This window comes from Cellulosimicrobium sp. CpK407 (assembly GCF_051844275.1).
Lineage (GTDB): Bacteria > Actinomycetota > Actinomycetes > Actinomycetales > Cellulomonadaceae > Cellulosimicrobium > Cellulosimicrobium cellulans_G.
The window spans coordinates 37,289-62,601 of the sequence record NZ_JBGNYC010000027.1 but is presented as its reverse complement, the minus strand read 5'-3'; the positions used below and the strand labels follow the sequence as shown (position 1 = coordinate 62,601).

The 25,313-nt window shown below is 75.2% G+C and carries 23 protein-coding genes; 10 read left to right on the top strand and 13 right to left on the bottom strand.

All coding sequences use genetic code 11. From position 1 onward, the window contains the following. Window positions 1–355: 355 nt before the first annotated feature. Window positions 356–1,384, bottom strand: a complete 1,029-nt coding sequence (locus ABWU78_RS12980) for a helix-turn-helix transcriptional regulator (protein ID WP_353708433.1) — start codon at window positions 1,382–1,384, stop codon at window positions 356–358. A gap of 93 nt (window positions 1,385–1,477) precedes the next feature. On the opposite strand from ABWU78_RS12980, the gene ABWU78_RS12975 reads away from it, so the two are divergent. Continuing rightward, entirely contained in the window at window positions 1,478–2,566 is a 1,089-nt protein-coding gene (locus ABWU78_RS12975) for an ATP-binding cassette domain-containing protein (protein WP_353708432.1), read from the top strand. After that, window positions 2,563–3,417: an ABC transporter permease gene (locus tag ABWU78_RS12970; protein ID WP_353708431.1), complete on the top strand. Its 855-nt coding sequence runs from the start codon at window positions 2,563–2,565 to the stop codon at window positions 3,415–3,417. Before ABWU78_RS12975 ends, ABWU78_RS12970 begins: the two co-directional genes overlap by 4 nt. Before the next feature lie 83 nt (window positions 3,418–3,500). Here the strand turns inward: ABWU78_RS12970 and ABWU78_RS12965 are convergent, their stop codons facing one another. Both ABWU78_RS12965 and ABWU78_RS12960 read right to left on the bottom strand, forming a co-directional pair. Beyond that, entirely contained in the window at window positions 3,501–4,955 is a 1,455-nt protein-coding gene (locus ABWU78_RS12965; RefSeq protein WP_353708430.1) for a hypothetical protein, read from the bottom strand. Between the two features lie 115 nt (window positions 4,956–5,070). After that, window positions 5,071–5,391: an MTH1187 family thiamine-binding protein gene (locus ABWU78_RS12960; protein ID WP_353708429.1), complete on the bottom strand. Its 321-nt coding sequence runs from the start codon at window positions 5,389–5,391 to the stop codon at window positions 5,071–5,073. Between the two features lie 70 nt (window positions 5,392–5,461). Between ABWU78_RS12960 and cofD the strand changes: the two genes are divergently transcribed. Next, window positions 5,462–6,415, top strand: a complete 954-nt coding sequence (cofD, locus tag ABWU78_RS12955; RefSeq protein ID WP_353708428.1) for a 2-phospho-L-lactate transferase — start codon at window positions 5,462–5,464, stop codon at window positions 6,413–6,415. Further along, the gene (locus ABWU78_RS12950) at window positions 6,408–7,280 is read left to right on the top strand and encodes a 2-phospho-L-lactate guanylyltransferase (RefSeq protein ID WP_353708427.1); all 873 of its coding nucleotides are present in this window, start codon (window positions 6,408–6,410) and stop codon (window positions 7,278–7,280) included. Before cofD ends, ABWU78_RS12950 begins: the two co-directional genes overlap by 8 nt. A 60-nt stretch (window positions 7,281–7,340) precedes the next feature. Here the strand turns inward: ABWU78_RS12950 and ABWU78_RS12945 are convergent, their stop codons facing one another. From ABWU78_RS12945 to ABWU78_RS12925, 5 genes are read right to left on the bottom strand one after another with little or no spacing between them, the layout of a single operon-like run. Next, complete coding sequence (locus ABWU78_RS12945; protein WP_353708426.1) at window positions 7,341–7,742, bottom strand: hypothetical protein; 402 nt, start codon at window positions 7,740–7,742, stop codon at window positions 7,341–7,343. Beyond that, complete coding sequence (locus ABWU78_RS12940) at window positions 7,711–8,091, bottom strand: hypothetical protein (protein WP_353708425.1); 381 nt, start codon at window positions 8,089–8,091, stop codon at window positions 7,711–7,713. Before ABWU78_RS12940 ends, ABWU78_RS12945 begins: the two co-directional genes overlap by 32 nt. Further along, entirely contained in the window at window positions 8,088–8,705 is a 618-nt protein-coding gene (locus ABWU78_RS12935; RefSeq protein WP_353708424.1) for a nitroreductase family protein, read from the bottom strand. Before ABWU78_RS12935 ends, ABWU78_RS12940 begins: the two co-directional genes overlap by 4 nt. Window positions 8,706–8,745: 40 nt before the next feature. Beyond that, on the bottom strand, window positions 8,746–8,934 hold the full coding sequence (locus tag ABWU78_RS12930) for a hypothetical protein (RefSeq protein ID WP_353708423.1): 189 nt from the start codon (window positions 8,932–8,934) through the stop codon (window positions 8,746–8,748). Window positions 8,935–8,993: 59 nt separating this feature from the next. Further along, window positions 8,994–9,977: an aldo/keto reductase gene (locus ABWU78_RS12925; protein ID WP_253053784.1), complete on the bottom strand. Its 984-nt coding sequence runs from the start codon at window positions 9,975–9,977 to the stop codon at window positions 8,994–8,996. A gap of 110 nt (window positions 9,978–10,087) precedes the next feature. Between ABWU78_RS12925 and ABWU78_RS12920 the strand changes: the two genes are divergently transcribed. Next, window positions 10,088–11,731, top strand: a complete 1,644-nt coding sequence (locus ABWU78_RS12920) for a PLP-dependent aminotransferase family protein (protein WP_439158634.1) — start codon at window positions 10,088–10,090, stop codon at window positions 11,729–11,731. Here ABWU78_RS12920 and ABWU78_RS12915 read toward each other — a convergent pair. After that, window positions 11,706–13,505, bottom strand: a complete 1,800-nt coding sequence (locus ABWU78_RS12915; protein ID WP_439158633.1) for an oleate hydratase — start codon at window positions 13,503–13,505, stop codon at window positions 11,706–11,708. The genes ABWU78_RS12920 and ABWU78_RS12915 overlap by 26 nt on opposite strands. Before the next feature lie 151 nt (window positions 13,506–13,656). On the opposite strand from ABWU78_RS12915, the gene ABWU78_RS12910 reads away from it, so the two are divergent. Continuing rightward, window positions 13,657–14,151 (top strand): DUF6174 domain-containing protein, encoded by a 495-nt coding sequence (locus ABWU78_RS12910; protein ID WP_439158632.1) that lies wholly within the window; start codon window positions 13,657–13,659, stop codon window positions 14,149–14,151. 58 nt (window positions 14,152–14,209) lie between these two features. Here the strand turns inward: ABWU78_RS12910 and ABWU78_RS12905 are convergent, their stop codons facing one another. From ABWU78_RS12905 to ABWU78_RS12895, 3 genes are all read right to left on the bottom strand, one after another. After that, window positions 14,210–17,128 carry an FAD-binding and (Fe-S)-binding domain-containing protein gene (locus ABWU78_RS12905; protein ID WP_439158635.1) on the bottom strand — a complete coding sequence of 973 codons (2,919 nt, stop codon included), beginning with the start codon at window positions 17,126–17,128 and terminating at the stop codon, window positions 14,210–14,212. Window positions 17,129–17,848: 720 nt separating this feature from the next. Further along, on the bottom strand, window positions 17,849–19,951 hold the full coding sequence (locus tag ABWU78_RS12900; protein ID WP_439158631.1) for a YhgE/Pip family protein: 2,103 nt from the start codon (window positions 19,949–19,951) through the stop codon (window positions 17,849–17,851). Further along, on the bottom strand, window positions 19,948–20,757 hold the full coding sequence (locus ABWU78_RS12895) for a hypothetical protein (protein WP_439158630.1): 810 nt from the start codon (window positions 20,755–20,757) through the stop codon (window positions 19,948–19,950). Before ABWU78_RS12895 ends, ABWU78_RS12900 begins: the two co-directional genes overlap by 4 nt. A gap of 115 nt (window positions 20,758–20,872) precedes the next feature. Here ABWU78_RS12895 and ABWU78_RS12890 point away from each other — a divergent pair, with 115 nt between their 5' ends. Together ABWU78_RS12890 and ABWU78_RS12885 are read left to right on the top strand one after the other, a co-directional pair. After that, window positions 20,873–21,583 carry a TetR/AcrR family transcriptional regulator gene (locus tag ABWU78_RS12890; RefSeq protein ID WP_439158629.1) on the top strand — a complete coding sequence of 237 codons (711 nt, stop codon included), beginning with the start codon at window positions 20,873–20,875 and terminating at the stop codon, window positions 21,581–21,583. 62 nt (window positions 21,584–21,645) lie between these two features. After that, window positions 21,646–22,689, top strand: a complete 1,044-nt coding sequence (locus ABWU78_RS12885; RefSeq protein WP_439158628.1) for an NAD-dependent epimerase/dehydratase family protein — start codon at window positions 21,646–21,648, stop codon at window positions 22,687–22,689. A gap of 103 nt (window positions 22,690–22,792) precedes the next feature. Here ABWU78_RS12885 and ABWU78_RS12880 read toward each other — a convergent pair whose 3' ends face one another. Further along, entirely contained in the window at window positions 22,793–23,236 is a 444-nt protein-coding gene (locus tag ABWU78_RS12880) for an OsmC family peroxiredoxin (RefSeq protein WP_439158627.1), read from the bottom strand. Between the two features lie 255 nt (window positions 23,237–23,491). Here ABWU78_RS12880 and pnuC point away from each other — a divergent pair, with 255 nt between their 5' ends. After that, on the top strand, window positions 23,492–24,133 hold the full coding sequence (gene pnuC / locus ABWU78_RS12875) for a nicotinamide riboside transporter PnuC (RefSeq protein WP_439158626.1): 642 nt from the start codon (window positions 23,492–23,494) through the stop codon (window positions 24,131–24,133). Next, the gene (locus ABWU78_RS12870) at window positions 24,130–25,257 is read left to right on the top strand and encodes an AAA family ATPase (RefSeq protein ID WP_439158625.1); all 1,128 of its coding nucleotides are present in this window, start codon (window positions 24,130–24,132) and stop codon (window positions 25,255–25,257) included. Before pnuC ends, ABWU78_RS12870 begins: the two co-directional genes overlap by 4 nt. Window positions 25,258–25,313: the final 56 nt, after the last annotated feature.

The following is a 25,313-nucleotide window of genomic DNA, read 5'->3' as shown; positions in this document are numbered from 1 at the left end:
GCCTCCGACCTCGTTCCCGAGGCCCTCGCGCGGGGCGCTTCCTTCGTTCTGAATCCTACCAGACCCGGCCGTTCGTCCCGGACCGGTGAAAACCGGATTTCCGTTCAGAAATGTACCTGATCCAGACACCCTCACCGTACTCACGGCGCAGCACTGTGCTCCGAGAATCTGGTGGGAGTTTCACCCGGGGGACCAGCCACTTCGCATCTGCTCCGAGGAGCTGTGCCGTGGTGTCTGTTCCTCCCTGCCGGGCGACCTCGAGAACATTACGGGGTCCGGAGGCAGGAGGTCAACTCGCGCCGTGGTGACCCGGACCACTCTCCTCCGGGGCGCCACGCCCGGCGAGCACCGCCCCTCACGCAGGACGTTGCCGTGGGCCCGCTGCGTCCGTCCCCGCGGGATCGGCCGCGGCCGTCGCCCGCGCCGCGAGGCGGGTCATCGCCGTGCGCAGCTCGTCCGGCCCGACCACGGTGAAGGGGGCGTCGAAGATCCCGAACCAGGCGGCGAGCCCGCCCCACGACCAGGATCCCGCCGTCAGCCGGCACCGCCCCTCGCCCACGGCCTCGACGAGTGCGCCCGTTCCGGCCCATGCCGCCACGACGGCGGCGTCCAGCTCGATCTCGACCGTCCCCCGCACGGGCGTCACGGGCTGCGTGAACCTCTCGGCGATGAACGTCGCCACGTCCGGGGCGGGCAGCGCCCGCCGCTCGAAGCGCGCTCCGGCGCCCTCGCGCGGCGCCATCCGGTCGATCCGGAAGGTTCGCCAGTCGTCCCGGTCGAGGTCCCACGCGACGAGGTACCACCGCCCGCCCCACGTGACGACGTGGTGCGGCTCCACCCGGCGCGGCGCACGGAACCCCTCCCCCTCCTCCTGGCCCGGAGCGCGGAGCACCTCGCCCGTCCCGCCGTCGTAGTCGAACCGCAGCACGCGGCGTTCGGCGGCCGCCGAGCCGACGGCCACGAGCACGTCGGCGCTGACCGCGGGCAGGGCCCGCTCCCTCCGGCCGGGCACCGCCGTCACCTCCAACGCGTCGATGCGCGTGCGCAGGCGCGCGGGCATGACCTGACGGATCGTCGCGAGCGCGCGTGCTGCGGCGTCCTCGACTCCGGGGAGCGTCCCGGTACGCAGTGCGATCGCGACGGCGACCGCCTGCTCGTCGTCGAACAGGAGGGGCGGCACGTCCGCCCCGGCATCGAGCCGGTACCCGCCGTCGGGCCCCTTCGTCGCGCGGACCGGGTAGCCGAGCTCGCGCAGCCGGTCGACGTCGCGCCGCACGGTGCGCGGGCTTACCTCCAGCCGCTCGGCGAGCGCGGACCCGGGCCAGTCCCGGCGCGCCTGGAGCAGCGAGAGCAGTCGGAGCAGTCGTCCAGAGGTCTCGAGCATGACCCCAGGGTGCCAGGAGTAGAGGACCGAATCTGGCCTCTACTCCTGGCACCGTCGGTCTCGACGCACGAAGCACACCCAGGAGGAGCCACCGTGATCCGCACCAGAGCACTGACCAAGGACTTCGCCGTCGGGCGCGACGCGAGCGCCACGGTGCACGCCGTCCGCGGCATCGACCTCGACGTCGCACCCGGCGAGCTCGTCGCCGTCCTCGGCCCCAACGGCGCCGGCAAGACGACCACGCTCCGCATGCTCACCACGCTCATCCGTCCCACGTCGGGCACCGCGACCGTCGCGGGCCACGACGTCGTCGCCGAGCCCGACGCCGTCCGCCACCGCATCGGCTACGTCGGGCAGGGCAACGGCGCCGGTCACGCGCAGCGCGCCGTCGACGAGCTCACCAGCCAGGGCCGCATCCACGGCCTCGACCGACGTACCGCCCGACGCCGCGCCGACGAGCTCCTCGACTCGCTCGAGCTCGGGTCCTACGGCGCGCGCAAGGTCTCCGACCTCTCCGGCGGGCAGCGTCGCCGGCTCGACGTCGCCATGGGCCTCGTGCACGCGCCGTCGCTGCTGTTCCTCGACGAGCCGTCGACCGGCCTCGACCCGCACAACCGCGCGAACCTGTGGGAGCACGTGCTGCGCATGCGCGACGACGCCCTCGCGTCGACGGGCGAGCCCATGACGATCGTCCTCACCACGCACTACCTCGACGAGGCCGACACCATGGCCGAGCGCGTCGTCGTCGTCGACCACGGTCAGGTCATCGCCGACGACACCGCCGAGAACCTCAAGGCCGACCTTGCCGGGGACCGCGTCGTCGTGACGCTCGCGCCCACGCAGGGCCCGCTGCACGACGACGCGGCGCGCCTCCTCGCGCTCGCCCGCCGCGTCGAGGGCTTCCGCGAGGCGACCCGCACGCCCGACGGCACCCCCGCCGTCGGGCACGACGCCGCACCCTCGCTCGAGGTGCGGGCCGAACGCGGCGACGCGTACCTCCCCCGGCTGCTGCGCGCCGCCGACGCGGACGGCATCGCCGTCGAGACCGCGCTGGTGCACCGCCCCACGCTCGACGACGTCTTCCTCGCCCTGACGGGCCGCAGCCTGCGCGAGGCCGGCGCCGCGACCCCGACCGACACCCCCGCCGAGGGCACCCGCCCCACCGAGAGGACCGCAGCATGAGCACCGTCGACATCGCCCCCACCAGCATCGCCCCGCACCCGGCCCCGGCACGTCCGCGCGCACGTCGCGGGCTCGCCGCGTTCGCGCGCGACACCCGGATCGTGCTCGTCCGCGAGCTGCGGCCCGTGCTGCACGACCCGTTCTCCGTGCTGTTCGGGCTCGTCCAGCCGATCGTCTTCCTCGCGCTGTTCGGCCCCCTGCTCGTCGGGTCGCTCGGCGGCACGACGACCGGGCAGGAGGTCCTGGGCGGCAACGTCTGGCAGTGGTTCGTCCCGTCCATCCTCGTGATGACCACGCTCTTCGGGACCACCACGACCGGCGCGAACCTGCTCGTCGAGCTCCAGACCGGCGCGCACGAGCGCATGCTCGTCGCCCCGCTCTCGCGCGCCTCGCTGCTCGTGGGCCGCGCGCTCAAGGAGATGGTCCCGATCGTCGCGCAGTCGGTCGTCGTCGTGCTCGTCATGCTCCCGTTCGGGTTCGAGCTCCACCCCGCCGGGGCCGTCGTCGGGCTCGCGCTCCTCGCCGTCTTCGGCGTCGGGATCGGGTCCCTCAGCTATGCGCTCGCGCTCGCGGTGCGCAAGCAGGACTGGATGTTCTGGGTCGTGCAGCAGACGCTGATCTTCCCGCTCATGATCCTGTCCGGCATGCTCCTGCCGCTCGAGACCGGGCCGCGGTGGATGCAGGTGGCGTCCGACGTCAACCCGCTCCGGTACGTCGTCGACGCCGAGCGCGCGCTGTTCGCCGGCGACCTCACGGCCTCGGCCGTCGCGTGGGGCTGGGTCGCCGCCGTCGTGACGGCCGCCGTCGGGCTCGCGGTCGGGATCCGCACCATGGTGCGCTCGACCGACTGAGCGCGGCCTCCTCGCGTCGGGCCCGGGCCGGCTCCACGGCCCGGGCCGCCGTCCTGCCCGGGCTCGTCAGCCCGAACGGTGGGTCAGGCGTGGTGCTGGCGGAAGGCGTCGGTGAGGGTGGGGCCGTCGTCGCCGCCGAGGCGCCAGACGCTCCAGCCGTCGGCGGTGTGGGTGCCCGACACGGCGACGGCGGCGAGGTCGGGGTGGCGGTAGCGCGCGCCGTCGGAGAGCTCGATGAAGCCGTCGGGCTGGAGGACCGCCTCGAAGCGCTGGCCGCGCCGCGGCCGGGACCACACGAGCTCGCGGGGCGTGCCGAACGCGCGGGCGAGCGCGACGAGGTCGGGGTCGTCGTCGGGGCCGAGCGGCACGTCCGCGGGGGGCGGGGGCGGCACGGGGACGACGTCCCGGCTCGCGGACGCGTGCGGGGGTGCCGGGTCGAGGTCGACCGGCGGGTGGTACGACAGCGGGTCGTACGGCTGCTCGCGCGACGGGCTCCGCTGCTCGCCGTACTCGTGGGTGAGGTACGACTCGCGCGTCCGGATGGACTCGCGGGTCCGGATGGACTCGCGCGTGAGGATCGAGGTGCGCGGGGTGGGCGTCTCGTCGCCGGCCTCGACGGGCCGGCGGTCGGCCCAGCCGGTGGACGCGGGCTCGGGCACGGCCCGCGCGGTGAGCGGGTCGTCGAGGGGCACGAAGTCCAGGACCGGGGGCTCGGCGTGCGACGGCGCCGAGGGCGCGGCGACCGGGGCCAGCGGGCCGGTCTCGTCGGCCGCGGTGGGTGCGATCCCGGGGAGGGCGCGCGGCTCGAGCTCGGCGGCACGACGGCGCTCGGCCCGGGACTGCGCGGCCTGCCGCGTCACCACGGGAAACTTGCCGGTCAGGGCTCGGCCCACGGCGACGCCGTCCGCGAAGTCGGATCCGGGGGCCACGGCGCGGCCCCGGCGGGGCTCGGGTGCCGCGGGTGGTGCGGGGTTGTCGCGCGTCATCGCGAGCGGGGACACGTCGACGAAGCGGCGGCCGTCGGCGCCCTGCACGACGCCGAGGCGCAGGACCGCGACCGGGGAGCCGGGCTGGCGGAGGAAGTCGAGCGCGTCCTGGATGCCCGGTGCGGCGCTCGAGCAGATGACGATGAGCCGGGCACCGGTCGCGCGGGCGGTCGCCTGCGAGCGCGTGAGGGGGACGTTGTCGTAGAACGCCGCGACGTCCTGCTGGAACCGCGACGCGCCGCCGCTGTAGCGGGCGGCGAGCTCGGCGCGCGTGAGACGCCCGGCCCGGCCGGCGTGGTTGAGCGCCGCGGTGAGGGCCTCCTCCGTGAGCTCCGCGGTGACCTCGATGACGACCGGGAGCCCTGCGGCGTCGAGCGCGAGCAGGTGGGGCTCGTCGTCGGACGTGCCCTGCGCGACGGGGAAGATCTGCTCGCCCAGCAGCCCCTCGATGTTGCCGTCCACGACACGCTGCGCGTCCGTCCCGAAGGCACCTGCCGGCTGGGGCGGCTGGACCAGTACGGGACGCTCGGCGTCCACCTCGAAGAGGGGCATCGGGGGATCTCCTGCTGCAGCGGGACGCGACCTGGGCGGGGGCGTTTGCGCCATAGCCTACGTCGCCGGTCAAGTCCCTCGAACCGGTCGAACCGCCCCCGCGCGACCGTGCAGGTCAGGCGTGCCCGGTCTCCTCGGACTCCACGGCGAGGCGCTCCTCGACCCGTTCGACCTTCCCCGTGAGCTCCCCGGTACGACCGGACCGGATGTCCGCCTTGATGACGAGCGAGACGCGGTGCCCGCCCGCGCCCACGGCCTCCGTGGCGCGCTGGATCACGGGCATGACGGCGTCCCAGTCGCCCTCGATCTCGGTGAACATCGCGGTGGTGCGGTTGGGCAGGCCCGACTCGCGGACGATGCGGACGGCCTCGGCGACGGAGTCCGCGACGGACTCGCCGGCACCGAGCGGGGCGACGGAGAAGGCGAAGACGGCCATGAGCCCATCGTGGCACGGGTCCGGCGCACGAACCGCCGGGACCCCGACGCCCCGACGTAGGCTCGTCGTCGTGACAGCAGAACACCGCACCGACCGCGTGACCGTGCTCGCGGGCGGGGTCGGCGGGGCACGCCTCGCGCACGGCCTGGACCTCGCCGGGGCCGACCTCACGGTCGTCGTCAACGTGGCGGACGACGTCGAGCTGCACGGGCTGTGGATCTCGCCCGACCTCGACACCGTGACGTACACGCTCGCCGGGCTCGCGGACGAGGAGCGCGGCTGGGGCGTCGTCGGCGAGACGTACGCGGCGCTGGAGGCGATGGGCCGGCTCGGCGAGGACACGTGGTTCACGCTCGGGGACCGCGACCTCGCGACGCACGTGGTCCGGACGGCCGGGCTGCGCGCGGGGTCGACCCTGACCGAGGTGACCGCGCGGCTCACGACGGCGCTCGGCGTCCGGGCGAGCGTCCTGCCCGTGAGCGACGACCGCGTCGCGACGCTCGTCGACACGCCCGCGGGCCGGCTCGGGTTCCAGGAGTACTTCGTGGGGCGCCGGCACGCGGACGACGTCCTGGGCCTCGTCTACGACGGGATCGACGCCGCGCGCCCCGCGCCCGGCGTGCTCGACGCGGTGACCGACGCCGACGTGGTCGTGGTCGCGCCGTCGAACCCGTTCCTGTCGGTCGAGCCGGTGCTCGCGGTCGCGGGTGTGCGGGAGGCGCTGGCCGGGACGTCCGCGCGCCGCGTCGCGGTGAGCCCGATCGTCGGCGGCCGCGCGATCAAGGGGCCCGCGGCGCAGATCCTCACGACGCTCGGGCACGAGGTCTCCGCGCTCGGCGTCGCGCGCCTGTATGCCGGGCTCGTCGACGTCATGGTGATCGACGACCACGACGCCCACCTCGCGGACGCCGTGCGGGGCCTCGAGATGGACGTCGTGGTCACGGACACCGTCATGGGCGGCGCCGCGGGCCGCGAGCGCCTCGCGCGCACGCTCCTCGCGTCGGCGGGTGCCGCGCGTGGGTGACCTCGTGGTGCCCGACGGCGCTGCTCGTCCCGGTGGGCCCGACCGCCCGGGGCGCGTGGTCGCCGTCGTGCCGCTGCGCGACGGGTCGTCGGGGAAGTCGCGGCTCGCGCACGTCCTCGACCCCGCGGCGCGCAGCCGGCTGATCGCCGTGCTCGCGCGGCACGTCGTGGGGACGCTGCTCGCGAGCGACGGCGTCGAGCGCGTGGTCGTGGTGACGTCGGACCCGCGGTTCACGTGGCGGGCGCTGCGCGACGTCGTGGTGGACGAGTCCGCCGGCGCTGCGGACGCGGCCGCGTCGGACGGTCTCCTGCTGACCGACGACGCCGACCGGCTGCGCATCGTGCTGCAGCCCGCGGACCGGCCGGGGCTGGACGCGGCGGTCGACCTCGGCCGGGAGATCGCGGCGCGTGACGAGTCCCCGGAGGGTCCGGTGCGGCTCCTCGTCGCGCACGCCGACCTCCCCGCGCTCACGCCCGCCGACGTGGCGGCGCTGCTCGCCGAGGACGCGCCCGTCGTCGTCGCGACGGACCGCGGGGGCACGGGCACGAACCTCCTCGTCCTCGACCCCCCGGCTTCCGCGCCGACGACCACGGGGTCGCTGTCGGAAACCGGCTCAGAACGACGGGAACCTCGTGCTCGGCGAGGCAGCGGTCCCGTCGGCGACGGGTTTCGGTTTCGGTTCGGGGCGGGCAGCCGTGCGGCCCACGTCGCGGAGGCCGCGCGGCTCGGGCTGCGGGCCGTCGTCGTGCAGCGGCCCGGGACCGCGGTCGACCTCGACACCGTCGAGGACTGGGACGAGCTGCCCGCGGACGCGCGCGCCGTCGTCGGGCTGCACGTCCCGGCGCTGCGCGACCGCGACGCCTGACGTCGCCGCGCCACGGCTCCGCGCCCACGGGCCGGGCCGTGCGCCGGCTCCAGGATCCGGCTACGAGAGCCAGACGCCGGGCTCCTCGACGGGTGCGACGAGACCGACGCGCACGTCGGCGAGCAGCCGCTGCCACGCGCCCTCGTCGAGCGGCCCGGCGCAGTCGAGCGCGAGCACGACGGACTGGGTCGACGCGCCGCCGTCGAACGTCGGCACGCTCACGACGCGCGCCGCACCGCGGACCGGGACCTCGCCGCGCGGCGTGCCCACGGCCCAGTCCTGGGCGACCGCGTTCACGCCCTGCACCGCCACGCCGTCGGACGTGAGCGGGAGCAGGACCTCACGCGTCGCACCCGGGTCGCCCCGGTCCGCGACGACGGTCTCGGTGAGCAGGGCGTCGGACGCCTCCCGGGCGCCTGCTCCCGGCGCCTCAGGGTCGCTCGCGCCGCGCCACGACAGCACGCACGCGCCGCTCGACCCGACGACCTGCCACCCGGCGCGCGCGACGAGCGGCGGTGCGGACGCGGCCCCGCCCAGGATCGTGACCTCGGGGGCCCGGCGCGTCCGCGGGGTCGGGCAGCAGGTCGGACGGGCCGCCGGTCGTCGCGTCCGGATCCCCCGGTGCGGTCTCGGTCGTCGGCGCCGGGGACGTGGGGTCGCCGGCGTCCGGACCGGGCGCGTCCGCGGTGCCCGACGTCGTCGGGCCGCCGGTCGGGCCGGGCGACGGTCCGCCGGTGCAGGCGGTCGTCCCGAGGACGGCGAGCACGGCCGACGTCGCGAGCACCGCCGCGCGGGCGGGCGGGCGCCTCACGATCGGCCTCCCCAGCGGCCGCGGTGCACGACGTCGTCGAGCGGCTTGCGCTCGCGACGTCGCGGCGAGCCCGTGGTCGCCCGGTCGGCGGGGTGCCCGACGGCGACGACCCCGGTCGGGGCGTACGCGTCGGGGATGTCGAAGGCCGCGCGCAGCCGCCCGACCTCGCCCGGCGCGACGCCGAAGAAGCACGCGCCGAGCCCCTCGTCGACGGCGGTCTGGAGCATGAGCAGCGCCGCCATCCCGGCGTCGACGTGCCAGTAGGGGACGGCCCAGCGGTTCTCGTCGCGGTCCGCCCAGCCCTTGTCGTCCTCGGCGTACCGGTCGAGGTAGACGTCCTTCGACGTGAGGACCACGACGAGCACGGGCGCGGTGCGCATCCCGGCGAGCCACGCGCTCATGCTCCGCTCGGGCCGCTCGGGTGAGGTCGCGGCCCAGAAGCGCGCGACGTCGTCGGGCTCGGTGAGCACGAGGAACGACCACCCCTGCGCGAACCCCGCGCTCGGCGCGCGGACGGCGTTGTGCACGAGGCGGTCGACGGCGTCCGGCGCGACGGGCTCGTCGGTGAACCGGCGCACCATGCGTCGGCGTCGCACGACGTCCTGGAACTCCACGTGGCCCCCTCGGCACGGTCCGGGAACAGGTCCCCGCACCCTATCCGGCGACGCCCCACGACGTCCGCAGCCCGGCCGCGCGCTCGCGCCACACGTCGTCGGGGAAGGCCGCCTCGCGCGCGACGGTCGAGCCGAACGCGGTCGGCGCGTCCGCGAGCGCGCGCAGGCGGACGTCCCGGAGGTCGCGCCAGTCGTCCGCCCGGACGCGCGCGACGGTGGTGGTGAGCACCCGCCCACGGTGGCAGCCCGGCCCGACGCCGTGGCGCCGGGCCGGGCGAGCACGCGGGCTCAGGCGGCGTCGAGCCGCGCGCGCAGCTCCGGGTCGAGCTCGAGGTCGGCCGCGCCGAGGAGCTCGTCGAGCTGCTCGATCGTGCTGGGCCCGACGAGCGGGATCACCGGGTGCTCGCCCCCGAGGAGCCACGCGAGCGCGACCTGGTTGGGCGTCGCGCCGAGCTCGCCCGCGACCTCGTGCAGGAGGCGGATGCGCTCGCGCGTGGTCGGGTGGTCGAACCCGTCCCACAGCGGCTTGTCCCGGCGCACGTACGCGCCCTGGAGGATCGGCGAGTAGGCGGTGACGGCGAGCGGCGGGCGCCCGTCGACCCCCGTGGACGCCGCGTAGTCGAGCAGCTCGTACGAGGCCCAGTTGTGCCGGCCGACCTCCGGCGTCGGGTAGGCGTACGTGTAGTTCTGCTGGACGAGCCCGTAGGGCGCGACGCCCTGGCGCAGCGCCTCCTCCCGCGCCTCGACGACGCGCCACAGCGCGACGTTCGAGATGCCGGTGATGCCCACGACGCCCTCGGCCTGGAGCTTGCCGAAGGCACCGACGGTCTCGGCGAGCGGCGTCTCGTGGTCGTCGACGTGCCCGTACAGCACGTCCAGGTGGTCGACGCCGAGGTGCCGCAGGCTCTCGTGCGCCTCGTAGCCGACGACGTCGGCGCCGAGGCCCTGGAAGTTCGTCGGCGGCGTGTTCGACAGCGGGAGGGACCTGTCCTTCTGCGCCGCGCCGAGCTTCGTCGCGATGCGGACCTGGTCGCGCACGCCGCGGCTCGCGAGCCAGCGGCCGAGGAGGTCCTCGCTGTCGCGGCCGTGCCCCCCGGCCCAGAGGCTGTAGTTGTTCGCCGTGTCGAGGAACGTGCCGCCCGCCTCGACGAAGCGGTCGAGGATCGCGAACGACGTGTCCTCGTCGACGAGCGTGCCCATGTTCATCGTGCCGAGGCACAGGGTCGACACGTCGAAGGAGGTGCGCCCGTCGCCGATGGTGCGGTACCGCATGGTGGTCTCCCGAGGTTCGTGGTGGACCCGCGTGGTCCGTGGTGGACCCGTGGTCCTGATGACGTGCTCCACGCTACGGAGCGATCGGCACGGGTGTACGGTCCGATTCCATGAGTGTCGACCAGACCAATCCTGCTTCACCGCCGGGCCCGACGGCGGCGCTCGCCTGGGAGGCGCTGCTCGACCTGGGGACGGGGCCGGGGTCGCGCGTCGAGCGGCTCGAGCGCGCGGTCCGCGACGCCGTGCACACCGGCCGTGTCCCGGTCGGGGCGGCGCTGCCGCCGAGCCGCCAGCTCGCCGAGTCGCTCGGGGTGTCGCGGTGGGTCGTCACGGAGGCGTACGGCCAGCTCGTCGCCGAGGGCTTCCTCGAGGCGCGCACCGGCTCCGCGACCCGCGTCTCCGCCGCAGCCGGCGCCCGATCGACGAGCCCGAGGGGAACGAGTGCGCTGGGCGAGCGGCCCACGAGCCCGGCGGGAACGACGGCGCGCGCGGGTCGTGGCGGGCCTGGCGGGAGCCGCGAGGACCGAGCGGCGGATGGTAGTCCCGCGCGCGCCGTCGTGGACGCCGGGCGGACCGACACCGGCAGGACCCACGCCGCGCGCGCCCGGTTCGACCTAGCGCCCGGCGTACCCGACCTGCGCCACGTCCCGCGCGACGCGTGGCTGCGGGCGGCGCGCGACGCGCTCGGTTCCTCGACCGGTACCGCGTCGAACGACGACCTCGGCCAGCCCGCCCCTGCCGGGCACCCGCACGCGCGCGCCGTCGTCGCCGGCCACCTGCGCCGGGCGCGCGTCGTCTCCGGGCCGGACGACGCCGTCGTGCTCACGCGCGGCGCGACCGACGGGATGGCGCGCGTCGCCGCCGCGCTCGTCGAGGCGGGCCACACGCACGTCCTGGTGGAGGACCCGAGCTGGTCGGTCCTGCGCGACGTCGCGGCACGGGCCGGTCTCACCCCCGTCCCGGTCCCCGTGGACGACGCGGGCGCGGACGTCGACGCGCTCGTCGCGGCGTCGCGACGGACCGGGGCGCGCGCGGCGCTGCTCACGCCCGCGCACCAGTTCCCCACCGGCTCCGCGCTCGCGCCCGAGCGGCGCGAGGCGGTGCTCACGTGGGCCCGCACCGTCGACGCCCTCGTGATCGAGGACGACTACGACGCCGAGTTCCGCTACGACCGCCGGCCCGTCGCCGCGCTCCAGCAGCTCGACCCCGACCGCGTCGTGCTGCTCGGCTCGGTGAGCAAGACGATGAGCCCCGCGTTCGGCGTCGGTTGGATGGTCGTGCCCGCCCGCTGGCGCGAGTCCGTCGCGCGCGCGGCCGCGCCGCACGGCCCGACGGCGGCCCCGTCCACGGTCGACCAGCTCACGTTCGCGCGCCTCGTCGCGTCCGGCGGCTACGACCGGCACCTGCGCGCCGCGCGCGGGCGCTACCGCCGCCGTCGCGACGCCGTGCTCGACGCCCTCGCCCGGGAGCTGCCCGGCGCCGCGGTGAGCGGCATCGCGGCGGGGATGCACGCGCTGCTCTCCCTGCCGGGCTCGCCGGACGACCCCGCGCCCGACGCCGCTCACGTCGTGCGCGAGGCCGCGCGGCGCGAGGTGACCGTCGTCGACCTGCGCCGCTACCAGGTGCGCCCCGCCGAGCGGTCGACGACCCTCGTGCTCGGGTACGGCAACCTCGCCGACGCCCGCGTCGACGAAGCCGTCTCCCGGCTCGCCGACGCGGTGCGTGCCGCTACTCGTCGTGGGACAGGAGGCTGAACTCGGCGAGCAGCTCGCCGATCTCGGTGGCGTCGACCTTCTTCTGGAGCCGGTCGCGCAGGATCCGCGGCCCGGGGAGGTCGAGCTCCTCGCCGTCGCGCAGGGCGCTCACCGCGGCGAGCAGCTTGCGGACGTCGTACGTGCTGTTGAACACCTCGGGCACGCCGCGCTCCAGGTCGAGCAGCTGGTAGGCCGCCTCCATGCCGGTGCGCACGGAGTACTCGGTGGTGAAGATCGTGTCCCGCGTCGTCTCGGCGAACTGGCCGATGAACGCGAAGTTGCGTGCGCCGTCGGGCACGACCTGGGGCCGGTCGCCCGCGTGCCGGGGCATGAAGAACGCCGTGACGTACGGCATCATCACGGGCACGCAGCTCGCGGCCTCGGCGGCGAGGGTCGGGATGTCGGCCTCGGGGACGCCGAGGTGGTACAGCCACTCCTGCGTGATCTCCTCGCCCGTGCAGTCCTGGAGCGGCTTCTTCACGTAGTCGCCCGGCGTCTCGACGAACAGCCCGTAGACCCACACGACGATCTCGTCCGGCGACTGCGCCTTGAAGTGCGGCTGCCGATTGACGGTCCAGCTCATGAGCCAGGCCGAGTCGCGCGCGGTGACGATGCCGCCCGTGACGACCTTCCCGCTGAACGGGTCGCGCCGGCAGATGCGCTCGATGTGCTCGGGGATGCGCCGGTCGAGGGTCGTGACCGTGGCGGACTGCCACTTGGTGCGCGGGATGTCGGTGCTGAACACGTCGGGCCGGCCGAACGACGGGTCCTTGGCCGCGATGCGCCGCCACAGGTCCCACGCGGGCGCGGGCCCCGTGTCGAGGCGCGCGGGCGTGTGCTGGTCGCCGTTGTCGGAGTTCTCCGTGAGCGAGCCGATGGTCACGATGACGAGGTCGTCCTCCCCGAGGTCGATCGTCTGCTCGACGGCCGCCCCGCCGGGCTCGTGGGCCGCCGCGTGGTCCAGCAGGTGCAGCCGCGTGGCGACCTTGCGGCCCGGGGCGAGCTCGAAGTCGACGTCGGTGACCTCGACGTGGAACCGGAAGGTGACACCCTGGTCCATGAGCCAGCGCGTGAGCGGCAGCACCATCGACTCGTACTGGTTGTACTTGGTGAACTTGAGCGCCGAGAGGTCGGGCAGGCCGCCGACGTGGTGGATGAACCGGTGCAGGTACAGCTTGAACTCGAGCGCGCTGTGCCATTCCTGGAACGCGAACATCGTGCGCCAGTAGAGCCAGAACTGGCTGTCGAGGAAGTGCCGCGACATGACCTCCTCGATCGACTTCCCCTCCATGTCCTCGCGGCGCGCGAGGAAGATCTTCGTGATCTCCTTCTGCGCCTTCTCGTCGAGGCGGAACAGGTTGTCGAAGTGCGCGTCCTTGCCGCGGTCCTCCGTGACGCGCTGGAGCGAAAAGTTCGGGTCGTCCTTGTTGAGCCAGTAGAACTCGTCGAGGACCGACACTCCCTCGGTCTCGATCGACGGCACGGAGCGGAACAGGTCCCACAGACACTCCATGTGGTCCTCGAGCTCGCGCCCGCCGCGGATCACGAACCCGCGCCGCGGCTCCTTGATGCCGTCGAGCGCACCACCGGGGAGCCTGAGCCGCTCGTAGACGGTGATCTTCTCCCCCGGGACCTGGCCGTCGCGGACGAGGAAGCCCGCCGCGGAGAGCGACGCGAGGCCCGCTCCCACCAGGTGCACGGACCCGAGCCGGTCCGTCCGCTCCGGCTTGCGCGGCCGCGCGAACGCCTCGTAGTTGCCGCTCGAGTAGTACATGCCACTCCCTCTCACCGCTGACGACAGGAAAGAAGCGCCGCCCGCGGTGGCGCTCCCCTGCCATGCTCACGCCGGTCCCCACGGACCGCACCTCGGTGCACGAACGTGCAGCGCAGGGCAAGACCGGGCCGGGTCGGCACACGAGCAGGGCATGGAGAAGACCTCGCGCCGCCGTGCTCGGCCGTCCTGGACGACGGCGGTGCTCGCCCTGGGCGCGCTCGTCGTCGCGCCGCTCGTGACCGCGTGCGCGCCCGCGAGCGCCGAGGGGCCCGTCGCCGGGCTCCCGGAAGCACGGGACCGGTGGGCTGCGGCGGGGTACGACGACTACGCGTTCACGCTGACGTCGTCGTGCGGCGAGCGGAACCTCGTCGGGGACTTCGACGTCGAGGTCGCGGCCGGGGAGGTGGTCGCGGTCGCCGCGAGCCTCGCGCACCTGGAGATGACCCCCGAGTCGTACGTCGAGAGCGGCGGCCGCACGATCGACGGGTTCCTCGACCTCGTCGACGAGCGCCACGAGGACGTCACCGACGTCGCGTTCGACGACGAGCTGGGCTACCCGACGTCGCTCACGCTCGACCCGATGCCGCGCGCGATCGACGACGAGGAGTGCTACGCGATCACGGACGTGCACCCCGCGCGCGGCTGACGGCCGCCCGCGCGGGCGACCGAGCGCCGCCGGGCGACCTGGCCGCGCAGCGCGACGCTCAGAGCCGCTCGGCGAGCAGCTCGACGAGGGCCTTGCCCTGGACGCCGGCGAGGTCGTCGGCCTGGGTGCGGCACGAGAAGCCGTCCGCGAGGTACACGTCGCCGGGGGCGGCGTCGCGCAGCGCGGGCAGCAGCGCGTTCTCCGCGACCGCGACCGACGTCTCGTAGTGGCCCTTCTGCATGCCGAAGTTGCCCGCGAGCCCGCAGCAGCCGGCGAGGACCTTGATCGTCGCGCCCGCGTCGCGCAGCAGCCGCTCGTCCGCGGCGAACCCCATCACCGAGTGCTGGTGGCAGTGCGGCTGCACGACGGCGGTGACGTCCGACAGGTCGGGCACGCGCCACCCGGACTCGCGGCCGGGCGCGGTGTCGACCGACGTGAGGAGCTCGGCGAGCGTGCGCGTCGCGGCGGAGACCGCCCGGGCGCGCGGGTCGTCGGGGAACAGGTCCACGAGGTCGGAGCGCAGCACCGCGGTGCACGACGGCTCGAGCCCCAGGATCGGGATGCCGTTCACGGCGTACGGGCCGAGCACGGACAGCAGGTTCTCCAGGCGCTTGCGCGCGCCGTCGAGCTGGCCCGTGCTGATCCACGTGAGGCCGCAGCACGCCTGCTCGTCCGGGACGACGACGTCGTACCCGGCCGCGGTGAGCACCTTGACGGCCGCCTGCGGCACGCCCGGCGACATGTTGTCGCTGAACGAGTCGGTCCACAGCACGACCTTCGGGCGCTCGTCGCGCACGGGGTGGCCGGGCCGCTCGCCGATGCGCAGGCCGGGCACGCCCTGCGTCGCGCCGCCGCGCTTCCACCACGTGCGGAACGGCACCTCGGCGAACTCCGTCATCGAGCGGCGCGTGTCCATGCCGCCCGCCCACAGGACCACCTTCGCGAGCGGGCGGAACCCGAGCAGCTTGTTCGCCAGGCGCGGCATGCCCGTGGCGAGGCGCGCCCAGATCGGCAGCCAGCCGAGCGAGTAGTGGTCGACGGGGCGCAGCTTGCCGCGGTACGTGCGGTAGAGGACCTCGGACTTGTACTGCGCCATGTCGACGCCCGCGGGGCAGTCGCTCGAGCACGCCTTGCAGGACAGGCACAGGTCGAGCGACTCGCGCACCTCGGGTGCCGCGAGGCCGCCGACGAGCGTGCCGTTGACCGCCTCCTGGAGCACGCGGGCGCGGGCGCGCGTGACGTCCTTCTCATCCTTGGTCGCCTGGTACGACGGGCACATGAACCCGCCCGCGGCGCTGGTGTCGGCGCGGCACTTGCCGACGCCGACGCAGCGGTGCACGGCCTGCGTCATGTCGCCGTGGTCGTGCGCGAACGAGAAGCCCTGGTAGCCGGCGCGGCGCGAGATCTTCGTGGCCTTCGCGGGCGCGGCCGTGCTCGTGCCGGGCGTGCCCGGCGCGCCGACCGTCGACAGCAGCGGGTGCGCGTGCGGGCGGCGCAGGTCGTCGTCGATCGCGCTCGGGCGCACGACGACGCCCGGGTTCATGACGTCCTGCGGGTCGAACAGGGCCTTGAACCGCTCCATGAGGGCGATCGCCTCGGGGCTGTACATGACCGGCAGCAGCTCCGAGCGCGCGCGCCCGTCGCCGTGCTCTCCCGAGAGCGAGCCGCCGTACTTCGCGACGAGCTCCGCCGCCTCGAGCATGAACGTGCGCAGCACCGACCCCGACGCCTCGAGCGGGATGTCGATCCGCAGGTGCACGCAGCCGTCGCCGAAGTGCCCGTACGGCAGTCCGTCGACGCCGTAGCGCGCCATGAGCGCGTCGAGGTCGCGCAGGTAGTCGCCCAGCTTCTCCGGCGGGACGGCGGAGTCTTCCCACCCCGGCCACGCCTGCTCGCCCGCGGGCGTGCGCCCGGCGAGCCCCGCGCCGTCGGCCCGGATCTGCCACATCTTGGTCGCCTCGGGGCCGGCGGGCAGGATCATGGTGGCCTCGCTGCCCGACGCCGCGACGATCGCCTCCGCGTTCGTCATCGCCTCCTCGGGGGTCGCGCCCCCGACCTCGACCATGAGCCAGCCGGCGCCCGGCGGCAGCGGCGGCACGGACGCGTCGCCCTTGGCGCGGCGCACGACGTCGACGAGCCGCGCGTCGAGGCCCTCGACCGCGAGGGGGCTGAGGCCGAGGAAGGTCGGGACGTCGTCGGCCGCGGACGGCATGTCCGGGTAGCCGAGCACGACGAGCGTCGGCTTGGACGGCACCGGCACCAGGCGCACCGTGGCCTCGAGGATCGTCACGAGCGTGCCCTCGGTGCCGACGAGCGCCTTCGCGAGGTCCGACCCGTTCTCCGGCAGCAGGTGCTCCAGCGAGTAGCCCGACACCTGGCGTCCGAACCGTCCGAACTCGGTGCGGATCAGCGCGAGGTTCTCGCGGACGAGCTCCGCCAGGCCGGGGACCGCCGCGAACGTCGGGTCGCCCTTGCCCGCTGTGAAGCGGCGCCCGCGGCCGTCGACGACGTCGAGCGCGACGACGTTGTCGACCGTGCGCCCGTACGCGACGGCGTGCGGCCCGCACGCGTTGTTGCCGATCATGCCGCCGAGCGTCGCGCGGTTCTGCGTCGACGGGTCCGGGCCGAACCGCAGCCCGTGCGGCGCCGCCTCCTGCTGGAGCGTCGACATGACGACGCCCGGCTCGATGCGTGCCGTGCGCGCCTCCGGGTCGACGTCGAGCACGCGGTTCACGTGCCGCGTGAAGTCGAGGACGACGCCCGGGCCGATCGAGTTCCCCGCGACCGACGTCCCGGCCCCGCGCGCCGTGACCGGCACCTCGAGCTCGCGCAGCACGTCCAGCGCGGCGACGACGTCGTCCGCGTCCTGCGGGTACACCACGGCCTCGGGCACGACGCGGTAGTTCGACGCGTCCGTCGAGTACTCGGCCCGGCGGCGCGTGGAGGAGTCGACCCCGCCGCGCACGACCGTCCGCAGCGCCTCGGCGAGCGCCGTGCGGGCCGCGTCGGCCGCCCGTTCGGCCTCGCGGAGAGCGGCCGCGCGCTCCGCCTCCGGCGACGACGTCGCGCGGGAGCCGGACCGCCGCGAGCCGTTCCCGGGGTGCTGCGGGGCGGGGGTCGGGTTGGCGTCGATCTCAGCGGACACGTCGCGATTGTCGCACCCTCGCGCCCGAACCCCCGGAACCGTCCGCCCCCTGGCAGCCGCCCTGCCGAGGTAGGGCCCTGGTCGGTCGAGGTAGAGGCGTGGTCCGCCGACGTAGAGGCGTGGTATGCCGACGTAAGTGTCCGGTCCGCCGACAGAGACGCCTGGTCGGGCGAGACGGCGCGTGGTCACCCGTCACGTCCGGGCTACCGGCCGGCATGGGCACCTGAAGCCCGACGGCGGCCGGTCGCCCGCCACGGCGGGTCGCCGCCCGAGGTGTGCGAACGACGCCGCGGGCAGTTCGCCCAGGTGAGCGAAGACCACGGCGAGACGACGCCGGGCGGGGTGGGTGGTGGTGCCGCGTCGTGGCGGGCCTGGCGGGAGCGACGCGAGGAACGAGCGGCGCGGATGGTAGACGCGGCACCACCACCCACCCCGACCACCCAGGGCGACCACACGCCGTCGGACATGACCACGGCTCGACCTCGCCCAACCAGGGCTCTACCTCGGCCAAGCAGGGCTCTACCTCGGCGGACCGGGGCGCGGTCTCGTGGGTCAGAGGACGAGCTCTGGTTGGAGCTTCTTGATCGTCCAGACGCGCTGCTTGCGGGCGGCGATCGTCGTCAGGGCGAGGGCGGCGACCAGCACGACGACGAGGACCGTGACGTCGCGCGTCACCGTCGCCATGTTGCCGCCGTAGAGGAGCTGGCGCAGTCCCTCGACGCCGTAGGTCATGGGCAGGAACTGGTGCATCGAGCGCAGCGGCTCGGGGATCGTCTGCCACGGGAACGTGCCGCCCGCGGTGACGAGCTGGACGAGCATGAGCACGAGCCCGAGGAACTGGCCCGCGGCGCCGAGCCAGACGTTGAGCGCCTGGAGGATCGCGACGAACGTCGCGGAGACGAGCACGAGGAACAGCGCGGTCCCGACGCCGTGCACGGGGTCGATGTCGAGCGCGAACTTCGTCACGGTGAACATCGCGGCGACCTGCACGACGCCGATCGCGGCCGGAGTGAGCCAGCCGCCCAGGGCGGTGGCGAGGCCGGACCGCCCGGCGGCGAGGGCCCGCGACGACAGCGGGCGCACGAGCAGGAACAGCACGTAGGCGCCGATCCACGTCGCGAGCGACAGGAAGAACGGCGCGAGGCCGCCGCCGTACGTGCCGGCGGACGACAGCGCCTCGTTCTGCACGGAGACCGGGTTGCCGATGGTCTCGGCGGTGTCCTGACGGGTCTGCTCGTCGAGGTCCGGCACCTGGCCCAGACCCTCGGCGAGCCCGTCGCGGAGCCGGGTGACGCCGTCGACGAGCTCGCCCGACCCGTCGCGGAGCTGCGACGTGCCGTCGGCGAGCGAGGTCGCGCCGTCGGACACCTGGCGCGTGCCGTCGGCGAGCTGCGAGACGCCGTCCACGAGCTGCGGGGTCGCGGCGGCGAGCTGTCCGGTGCCGTCGGCGAGGCGGTCCGCGCCGTCGGCGGCGCTCGCGATGCCCGAGGTCAGCTGCGGCGTCGCGGCCGCGAGCCGGGCCGCGCCGTCGGACACCTGGCGCGACCCGTCCGCGAGCTGGTCGAGCTTGCCGGACGCGGCGGTCACCTGGTCGACGGCGCCCTGGACCTGCTCGCGCTGCTGGTCGAGCACGGGCGCGACCTGCGACCGCACCTGGTCGGCCGTCGCCTGGTCGATGACGCCGTCGGCGACGAGCTGGTCGAGCTGCGCGTCGACGTCGCCGCGGATCGCGTCGAGCGTCGGGAGCACCTGGCCGGCCGCGTCGGCGGCCTGCTGCCCGTACTGCGCAACCTGGGCGTTTCCGTCCGCGACCTGGGCCGCTCCGTCGGCGAGCTGGCGCGTCTGGTCGGGCAGCGACGACGTCGCACCCCGGAGCGTCCCGAGCCCGGAGGCCAGGGCGTCGGCGCCGTCGTCGAGCTGCCCGACGGCGTCCGCGAGCGTCCCGGTGCTCGCGTCGAGACGCTCGGCGCCGTCGGCGGCCTGCCCCGCGCCGTCGGCGAGGGTGTGCGCGCCGTCGTCCGCGGTGACGAGACCGTCGCGGAGCTGCGTCGCGCCGTCGAGGAGCTGGTCCGCGCCGTCGACGGCGTCGGCGAGATTGGTGTGGATGGAGGCGAAGCCGCGGAGGAACGTGTCGGCCGCCTCCGTACCCACCTGTTCCGCGATCGAGTCGCGCACCTTGCCGACGATCTGGTCCGCGATGGTGCGCGCGAGGTAGTTGTTCGCGTCGTTGGTGATGAGCGTGAGGCTCGCCTGCTGCGGCTCGAACTCGCCCGCGGACGCGAGGTCCGCGGAGAACGTGGGGCCGATGACGAGCGCGGCGTCGTACCGCCCCGACCGCACGCCGTACTCGGCGTCCACCTGGCTGGTCTCGACCCAGCCGAACCCCCCTTCGTCGAGGAGCTGGTCGGCGACGTCGCGGCCGAAGTGCCGCTCCGTCGTTGCCCCGGTCTGGGCGTCGGTGGTCGTGGTGCCCTCGTCGAGGACGACGAGGGCGGCGGGGATCTGGTCGAGCTTGTCGTACGGGTCGTGGTTCGCGAACAGGTAGAGGCCCGCGTAGAGCGTGGGGATGAGCGCCATCGCGAGGATGGCGAGGCGCGGCAGCGTGCCCGCGGCGAGGCGGCGCAGCTCGGACAGCCCGAGGCGGATCGCGGTCATCGGCCCTCCTCGGGGTCGTCCTGACGGTCGGCGGCGGCGTCGAACCCGGGGTTGTGGTCAGGTGCGGCGCCGAACCCGGGGATGTCGCCGGGTTCGGCGGGAGGGGCGATCGGGGTGGGGCGGGTGCGGAGGACGACGACGGGCGGCTCGTGGATCGAGGCGCCGCGGGCCGGGGGCAGGTCGACGCCGAGGTCGCGGGCCGACGCGCGCGTGCACTGCACGAGGACGCCGTAGCCCGCGGCGGCGAGGGACTGCGCGACCTCCCACCAGCCCGACGGCTCGCCGCCGTGTCGGTCCGGGAGGGTGAGCACGAGGAAGCGGACGTCGGGGTCCTCGGCCGCGAGCGCCGCCAGGAGCGCGGTGCGCACGACACCGGGGACCTGGTCGAGGCGCCGGGCGCGGTCGGCGGTGAGTGAGTGGTCGGCGAGCCAGCGCGTCCCGTCGGAGGGCAGCGACCGTCGCCCGGCGAGCGCGAGGCCCTCGGCGACGACGTCGGACACGGTGAGCGCGTCGTCGGGCTCGCTGATGCCGGGGACGTCGACGACGGCGGTCACGTCGCGCAGGGTGGCGGCGGCGCCACGGGTCGTACGCCCGTTGCGACGCGACGGTGTGCTCGCCGGCAGGAGCCGGACCTCGCCCGCGGACGGGTCGAACCGTCCCGTGGCGACGAGCGCGAGCGCGGTGTGCCCGTGCCCGGGCTCGCCCGCGACGAGCACGCACTCGCCCGCGGACCAGGCGAGGTCCATCGGCTCGAGCATCGGCTCGCGCCGCCCGTCGACGCGGACGTCCGTCAGCGTGATCTGCATCCCGGCTCTTCCCTCTCGTGGGTCCCCGGTCCTCCCCGAGGACGCCGTTGACTCACGGTCAACAACGCTACGCCTCTTGTTGACTCGCGGTCAACAACGGCGTACAACGGATGTCATGCCCCGCTCGACCGCCCCCTCCGTCGATCCCCCGTCCCGCGCCGACGCGGCGGGCCCGCCGCACGGCGCGCGTCGCCGTCGCGAGCCCGCCGACCGTCGTCGCGAGCTGCTCGACGCCGCTGCGCGACAGGCCGACGAGCACGGCCTGGACTCGCTGACGCCCGCGGCCGTCGCCGCGCGCGCCGGGGCGTCCAAGGCGCTCGTCTTCCACTACTTCGGCTCCACCGCCGGGTTACGCCGGGCCGTCGCGCTCGAGGCCGTGGCGGGGCTCGAGGCAGCGACCGTCGCACCGGACGATCGTCCCCTCGTGGAGCGCCCGGCGCTCGCCGTCGCGTCGTTCCTCGACGCGGTCGAGGCTCGGCGCCTCGTCTGGCAGGACCTCTGGCGGGGCGCTCTCGGCGAGGACGACGCGACGCAGGAGGCGCTCGCGCGCGTCCGCGAGGGCCTCGTCGCCCGCCTCACCTCGACGGTCTCCGCGACGACGTCCGGCTCGCCCCTCGCCTCGCCGCGCCTGCGGCTCATCGCGGCGGGCTGGGTCGCGCTCGTCGAGAACGTCACCGCCGCGTGGCTCGGGGGCGGCGACCTGTCGCGCGCGGAGATCGAACGGCTCGTCCTCGCGAGCACCGTCGTCCTCGTGCCCGAGCTCCCCGAGCCCGCGCGCGGAGCCGTCCTCGCCATCGCCCGGGCGAACTCGGGCGCGGCGGGCTAGCGTCGGGAGAGCGCCCGCCACACACGGACACAGCGCGGGGCGGACGAGTCGGGAGGCAGCGCATGCGCGTGGTGGTCGTCGGGGCGAGCGGGAACGTCGGCACGGCGGTGCTGCGTCGGCTCGCGGCCGAACCCGTCGTGACGTCCCTCGTCGCGGTCGCGCGGCGCGTGCCGCGCGCCGACGGGTCGAGCACCGTGCGCGCCCCGCACGACGCGGCGACGTGGCGGTACGCGGACGTCGCCGCCGCCGACGCGGACGAGCGGCTCGACGCCGCGCTGGCGGGAGCGGACGTCGTCGTGCACCTCGCGTGGGCGGTCCAGCCGAGCCACGACCGCGAGCGCCTGCGCCGCGTCAACGTCGAGGGCACGCGCCGCGTCGTCGAGGCGGCGCAGCGGGCCGGCGTCGCGCACCTCGTCGTCGCGTCGTCCGTCGGCGCCTACTCGCCCGCCCCCTACGCGGGCGACGCGCGCGACACGCCGGTCAACGAGGGCTGGCCCGTCGAGGGGATCCCCGGCTCGTCGTACTCCGAGGACAAGGCGGCCGTCGAGACGCTGCTCGACGACCTCGACCGCCGGAGCGGGATCGTCGTCTCGCGCGTGCGCTCGGCGCTGGTGTTCCAGCGCGACGCCGCCTCCGAGATCGCGCGGTACTTCCTCGGCCGGCTCGGCACGCGCGCGCTCCGCCGCTCCCCCCTGCCCGCCGTCCCCCTACCCGAGGGGCTGCGCCTCCAGGTGGTGCACGCCGAGGACGCGGCCGAGGCGTACGCGCGCATCGTGGTCGGCCGGCACCCCGGGCCGTTCAACGTCGCCCACCCCACGGTGCTGACGCCGCAGGACCTGGCGGACGTCGTCGCCGACGGCTCGCTGCGCACCGTCCCCTATGGGACGGCCCGGACCGCCGTCGCGGCCGCGTGGCGGGCGCGCCTGGCCCCGGTGGGCGAGGGCTGGCTCGACATGGCGATGCGCGTGCCCGTGCTCGACACGAGCCTCGCCGGGGAGCTCCTGCGGTGGCACCCGGCCCACGGCGCGCAGGACACGCTCACCGAGCTCGTCGACGGTATCCGTGACGGCGCCGGCACATCGACCCCGCCGCTCCTCCCCCGCTGAAGTCACTCGGGCTGCGCCCCGGGCGTCGCCGAGCACGACATGAGGGTCGCTATCCCACGGATAACGACCCTCATGTCGTGCTCGGCGCGCGGGCGCGCAGGCGTCAGCTCTCGAGCGTGGCGTCCAGCGTGATCGTCGGGACGCCCGCGAGCGCCTTCGACACGGGGCAGGTCGCCTTGGCCGCCTCGGCCGCCTGCTGGAACCCGGCCGCGTCGATGCCCTCGACCTCGCCGCGGACCGTGAGCGCGATCGTCGGGATCTGGAAGCCGCCGGCGGGGTCCGGCGCGAGCGTGACCTCGGCGGTCACCTCGAGCGAGACGGGCGTCGCGCCGGCCTCGCCGAGCAGCGCCGAGAACTGCATGGCGTAGCAGGACGAGTGCGCGGCGGCGATGAGCTCCTCGGGGCTCGTGACGCCGCCCGCGTCGTCCGCGGCGCGGCGCGGGAACGAGACGTCGTACGTGCCGACCTTCGAGCTCGACAGCTCGACCTGGCCCTGACCGTCCTGCAGGCCACCGTTCCAGGCGGTACGAGCGATACGCGTGGGCATGCGAGATCTCCTTCGACGTCGGGGTACCCGGGAGGGACCCGGGCTCGTCCCGACCGTAACGCCCCGACGGCCCGCCTGCCCCCGAGCGCGGCGCACGTCACAGTCCCACGAGATCGGCGGCCCCGGTCGAGATCGGCGGTCGCAGTCGAGATCGGCGGTCGCAGTCGCCGATCTCGACCGCGAGTGCCGAGGTCGCGGTGCCGCTGCACGAGCACCGCCCGAGCTCTCGGCGGCGCGCCCGTAGAGTGTGCGCCCGTGAGCGTCGAGGAGATCCTGGGGTTCGTCACGGGCGCCGCGTGCGTGTGGCTCGCGGTGCGGCAGAACGTGTGGACGTTCCCCGTCGGGCTGGCCAACAACGTGGTGTTCCTCGTGCTGTTCACCGGCGCGGGCCTGTACGCGAACGCGGGGCTGCAGGTCGTGTACCTCGTGCTCGGCGCGCTCGGCTGGTACTGGTGGCTACGTGGCGGCACCGACCGGGGACGCCTCGTGGTGCACCGGACGCCGCGCGCGGCGTGGGTGGTCGGGCTGGTCGCCGCCGCGGCGACCACGGCCGCGCTCGTCGCCGTCCTCACGACCTGGACCGACTCGGCGGTGCCGTTCTGGGACGCACTGACGACGTCGTCGAGCCTGCTCGCGCAGACGATGCTCGGGCGCAAGTGGATCGGGAACTGGTGGGTCTGGATCGCGACGGACGTCGTGCTCGTCGGGCTCTACGCGAGCCAGGGCCTGTGGCTCACCGCCGTGCTCTACGTCGGGTTCGTGGCGCTGTGCGTGCAGGGCCTGCGGGAGTGGTCGGCGGCCCGGCGCGACCCCGGCGCCGAGGCGGCCGCAGGCGTCGTCGAGCCCGGAGCCGTCGGGCCGGCCCCCGTGACCGACGACGCGGAGCCGGCCCGGTGACGCGGCTCGCCCACGGCCTCGTCATCGGCAAGTTCTACCCGCCGCACGCCGGGCACGTGCACCTCGTCCGCACCGCGCTCGCGCGCTGCGAGCGCGTCACCGTGCAGGTGCTCGCCTCGACGAGCGAGTCGATCCCCGCCGAGACCCGGGCGGCGTGGCTGCGCGCCGAGGTCCCGGGCGCCCGCGTCGTCCACGGGCTCGACGACGCCCCCGTCGACTACGCCGACCCCCACGCGTGGGACGAGCACGTGAAGGTCATGCGGTCGCTGCTCGACCCCGACGACCCGCCCGTCGACGCGGTGCTCACCTCCGACCGGTACGGCGTAGAGCTCGCGCGACGCTTCGACGCCACGTGGGTCCAGGTGGACCCGGACCGCCGCCACCTGCCCGTGTCCGGGTCCGCCGTCCGCGCCGACCCCGCGGCGCACTGGTGGGCGCTGCCCGCGCCGGTCCGGTCCTGGTACGTGCGGCGCGTCGTCGTGCTCGGCGCCGAGTCCACCGGCTCGACGACGCTCGCCGCCGACCTCGCCGCCCACCTCGGGCTCGACCCCGTGCTCGAGTTCGGGCGCGAGTGGTCCGAGGTCCGGCCCGGCGGGCTCGCCGCGCCGTGGCACACCGCCGAGTTCGACCTCGTCGCGCGCGAGCAGGCCCGGCGCGAGGACGACGCCGCCGCCGTGTCGCCCGTCCCGCTCCTCGTGTGCGACACCGACGTGCTCGCCACGACGCTCTGGCACGAGCGCTACGTGGGCCACCGCTCCCCCACCGTCGAGGCGCTCGCCGCGGCCCGGCGCCCCGACCTCTACGTCCTCACCGGCGACGAGATCCCGTTCGTCCAGGACGGCCTGCGCGACGGCGAGCACGTGCGGCACGCGATGCAGGACCGGTTCCGCGAGGTCCTCTCTGCGACCGGACCGCGCCTGGCGGACCCGGCCGACGTCGTGCACCACCTCGGCCCCGCCGAGCTGCCGACGCCGGACGGCCGCCGCCCGGGCGTGCCGTGGTTCGAGGTGCGCGGGGACCGGGCCGGCCGGCTCGCCCAGGCCCTGGCCGCCGTCGAGCCGCTGCTCGCGACCCCGCGCCACGTCGCCGACCCGCTCCCCCAGGCCGGCACCGACGCCTACTGATCCTCGGCCCGGCCCCGGCGAGCCTCGCGCACCCGGCACGGACGTCCCCACGGCCC

Coding starts and splice junctions, on each gene's coding strand:
- ABWU78_RS12980 (WP_353708433.1), bottom strand. CDS start 1,384: ATGCTCGAGACCTCTGGACGACTGCTCCGACTGCTCTCGCTGCTCCAG.
- ABWU78_RS12970 (WP_353708431.1), top strand. CDS start 2,563: ATGAGCACCGTCGACATCGCCCCCACCAGCATCGCCCCGCACCCGGCC.
- ABWU78_RS12965 (WP_353708430.1), bottom strand. CDS start 4,955: ATGCCCCTCTTCGAGGTGGACGCCGAGCGTCCCGTACTGGTCCAGCCG.
- ABWU78_RS12960 (WP_353708429.1), bottom strand. CDS start 5,391: ATGGCCGTCTTCGCCTTCTCCGTCGCCCCGCTCGGTGCCGGCGAGTCC.
- ABWU78_RS12925 (WP_253053784.1), bottom strand. CDS start 9,977: ATGCGGTACCGCACCATCGGCGACGGGCGCACCTCCTTCGACGTGTCG.
- ABWU78_RS12920 (WP_439158634.1), top strand. CDS start 10,088: ATGAGTGTCGACCAGACCAATCCTGCTTCACCGCCGGGCCCGACGGCG.
- ABWU78_RS12915 (WP_439158633.1), bottom strand. CDS start 13,505: ATGTACTACTCGAGCGGCAACTACGAGGCGTTCGCGCGGCCGCGCAAG.
- ABWU78_RS12910 (WP_439158632.1), top strand. CDS start 13,657: ATGGAGAAGACCTCGCGCCGCCGTGCTCGGCCGTCCTGGACGACGGCG.
- ABWU78_RS12900 (WP_439158631.1), bottom strand. CDS start 19,951: ATGACCGCGATCCGCCTCGGGCTGTCCGAGCTGCGCCGCCTCGCCGCG.
- ABWU78_RS12895 (WP_439158630.1), bottom strand. CDS start 20,757: ATGCAGATCACGCTGACGGACGTCCGCGTCGACGGGCGGCGCGAGCCG.
- ABWU78_RS12890 (WP_439158629.1), top strand. CDS start 20,873: ATGCCCCGCTCGACCGCCCCCTCCGTCGATCCCCCGTCCCGCGCCGAC.
- ABWU78_RS12885 (WP_439158628.1), top strand. CDS start 21,646: ATGCGCGTGGTGGTCGTCGGGGCGAGCGGGAACGTCGGCACGGCGGTG.
- ABWU78_RS12880 (WP_439158627.1), bottom strand. CDS start 23,236: ATGCCCACGCGTATCGCTCGTACCGCCTGGAACGGTGGCCTGCAGGAC.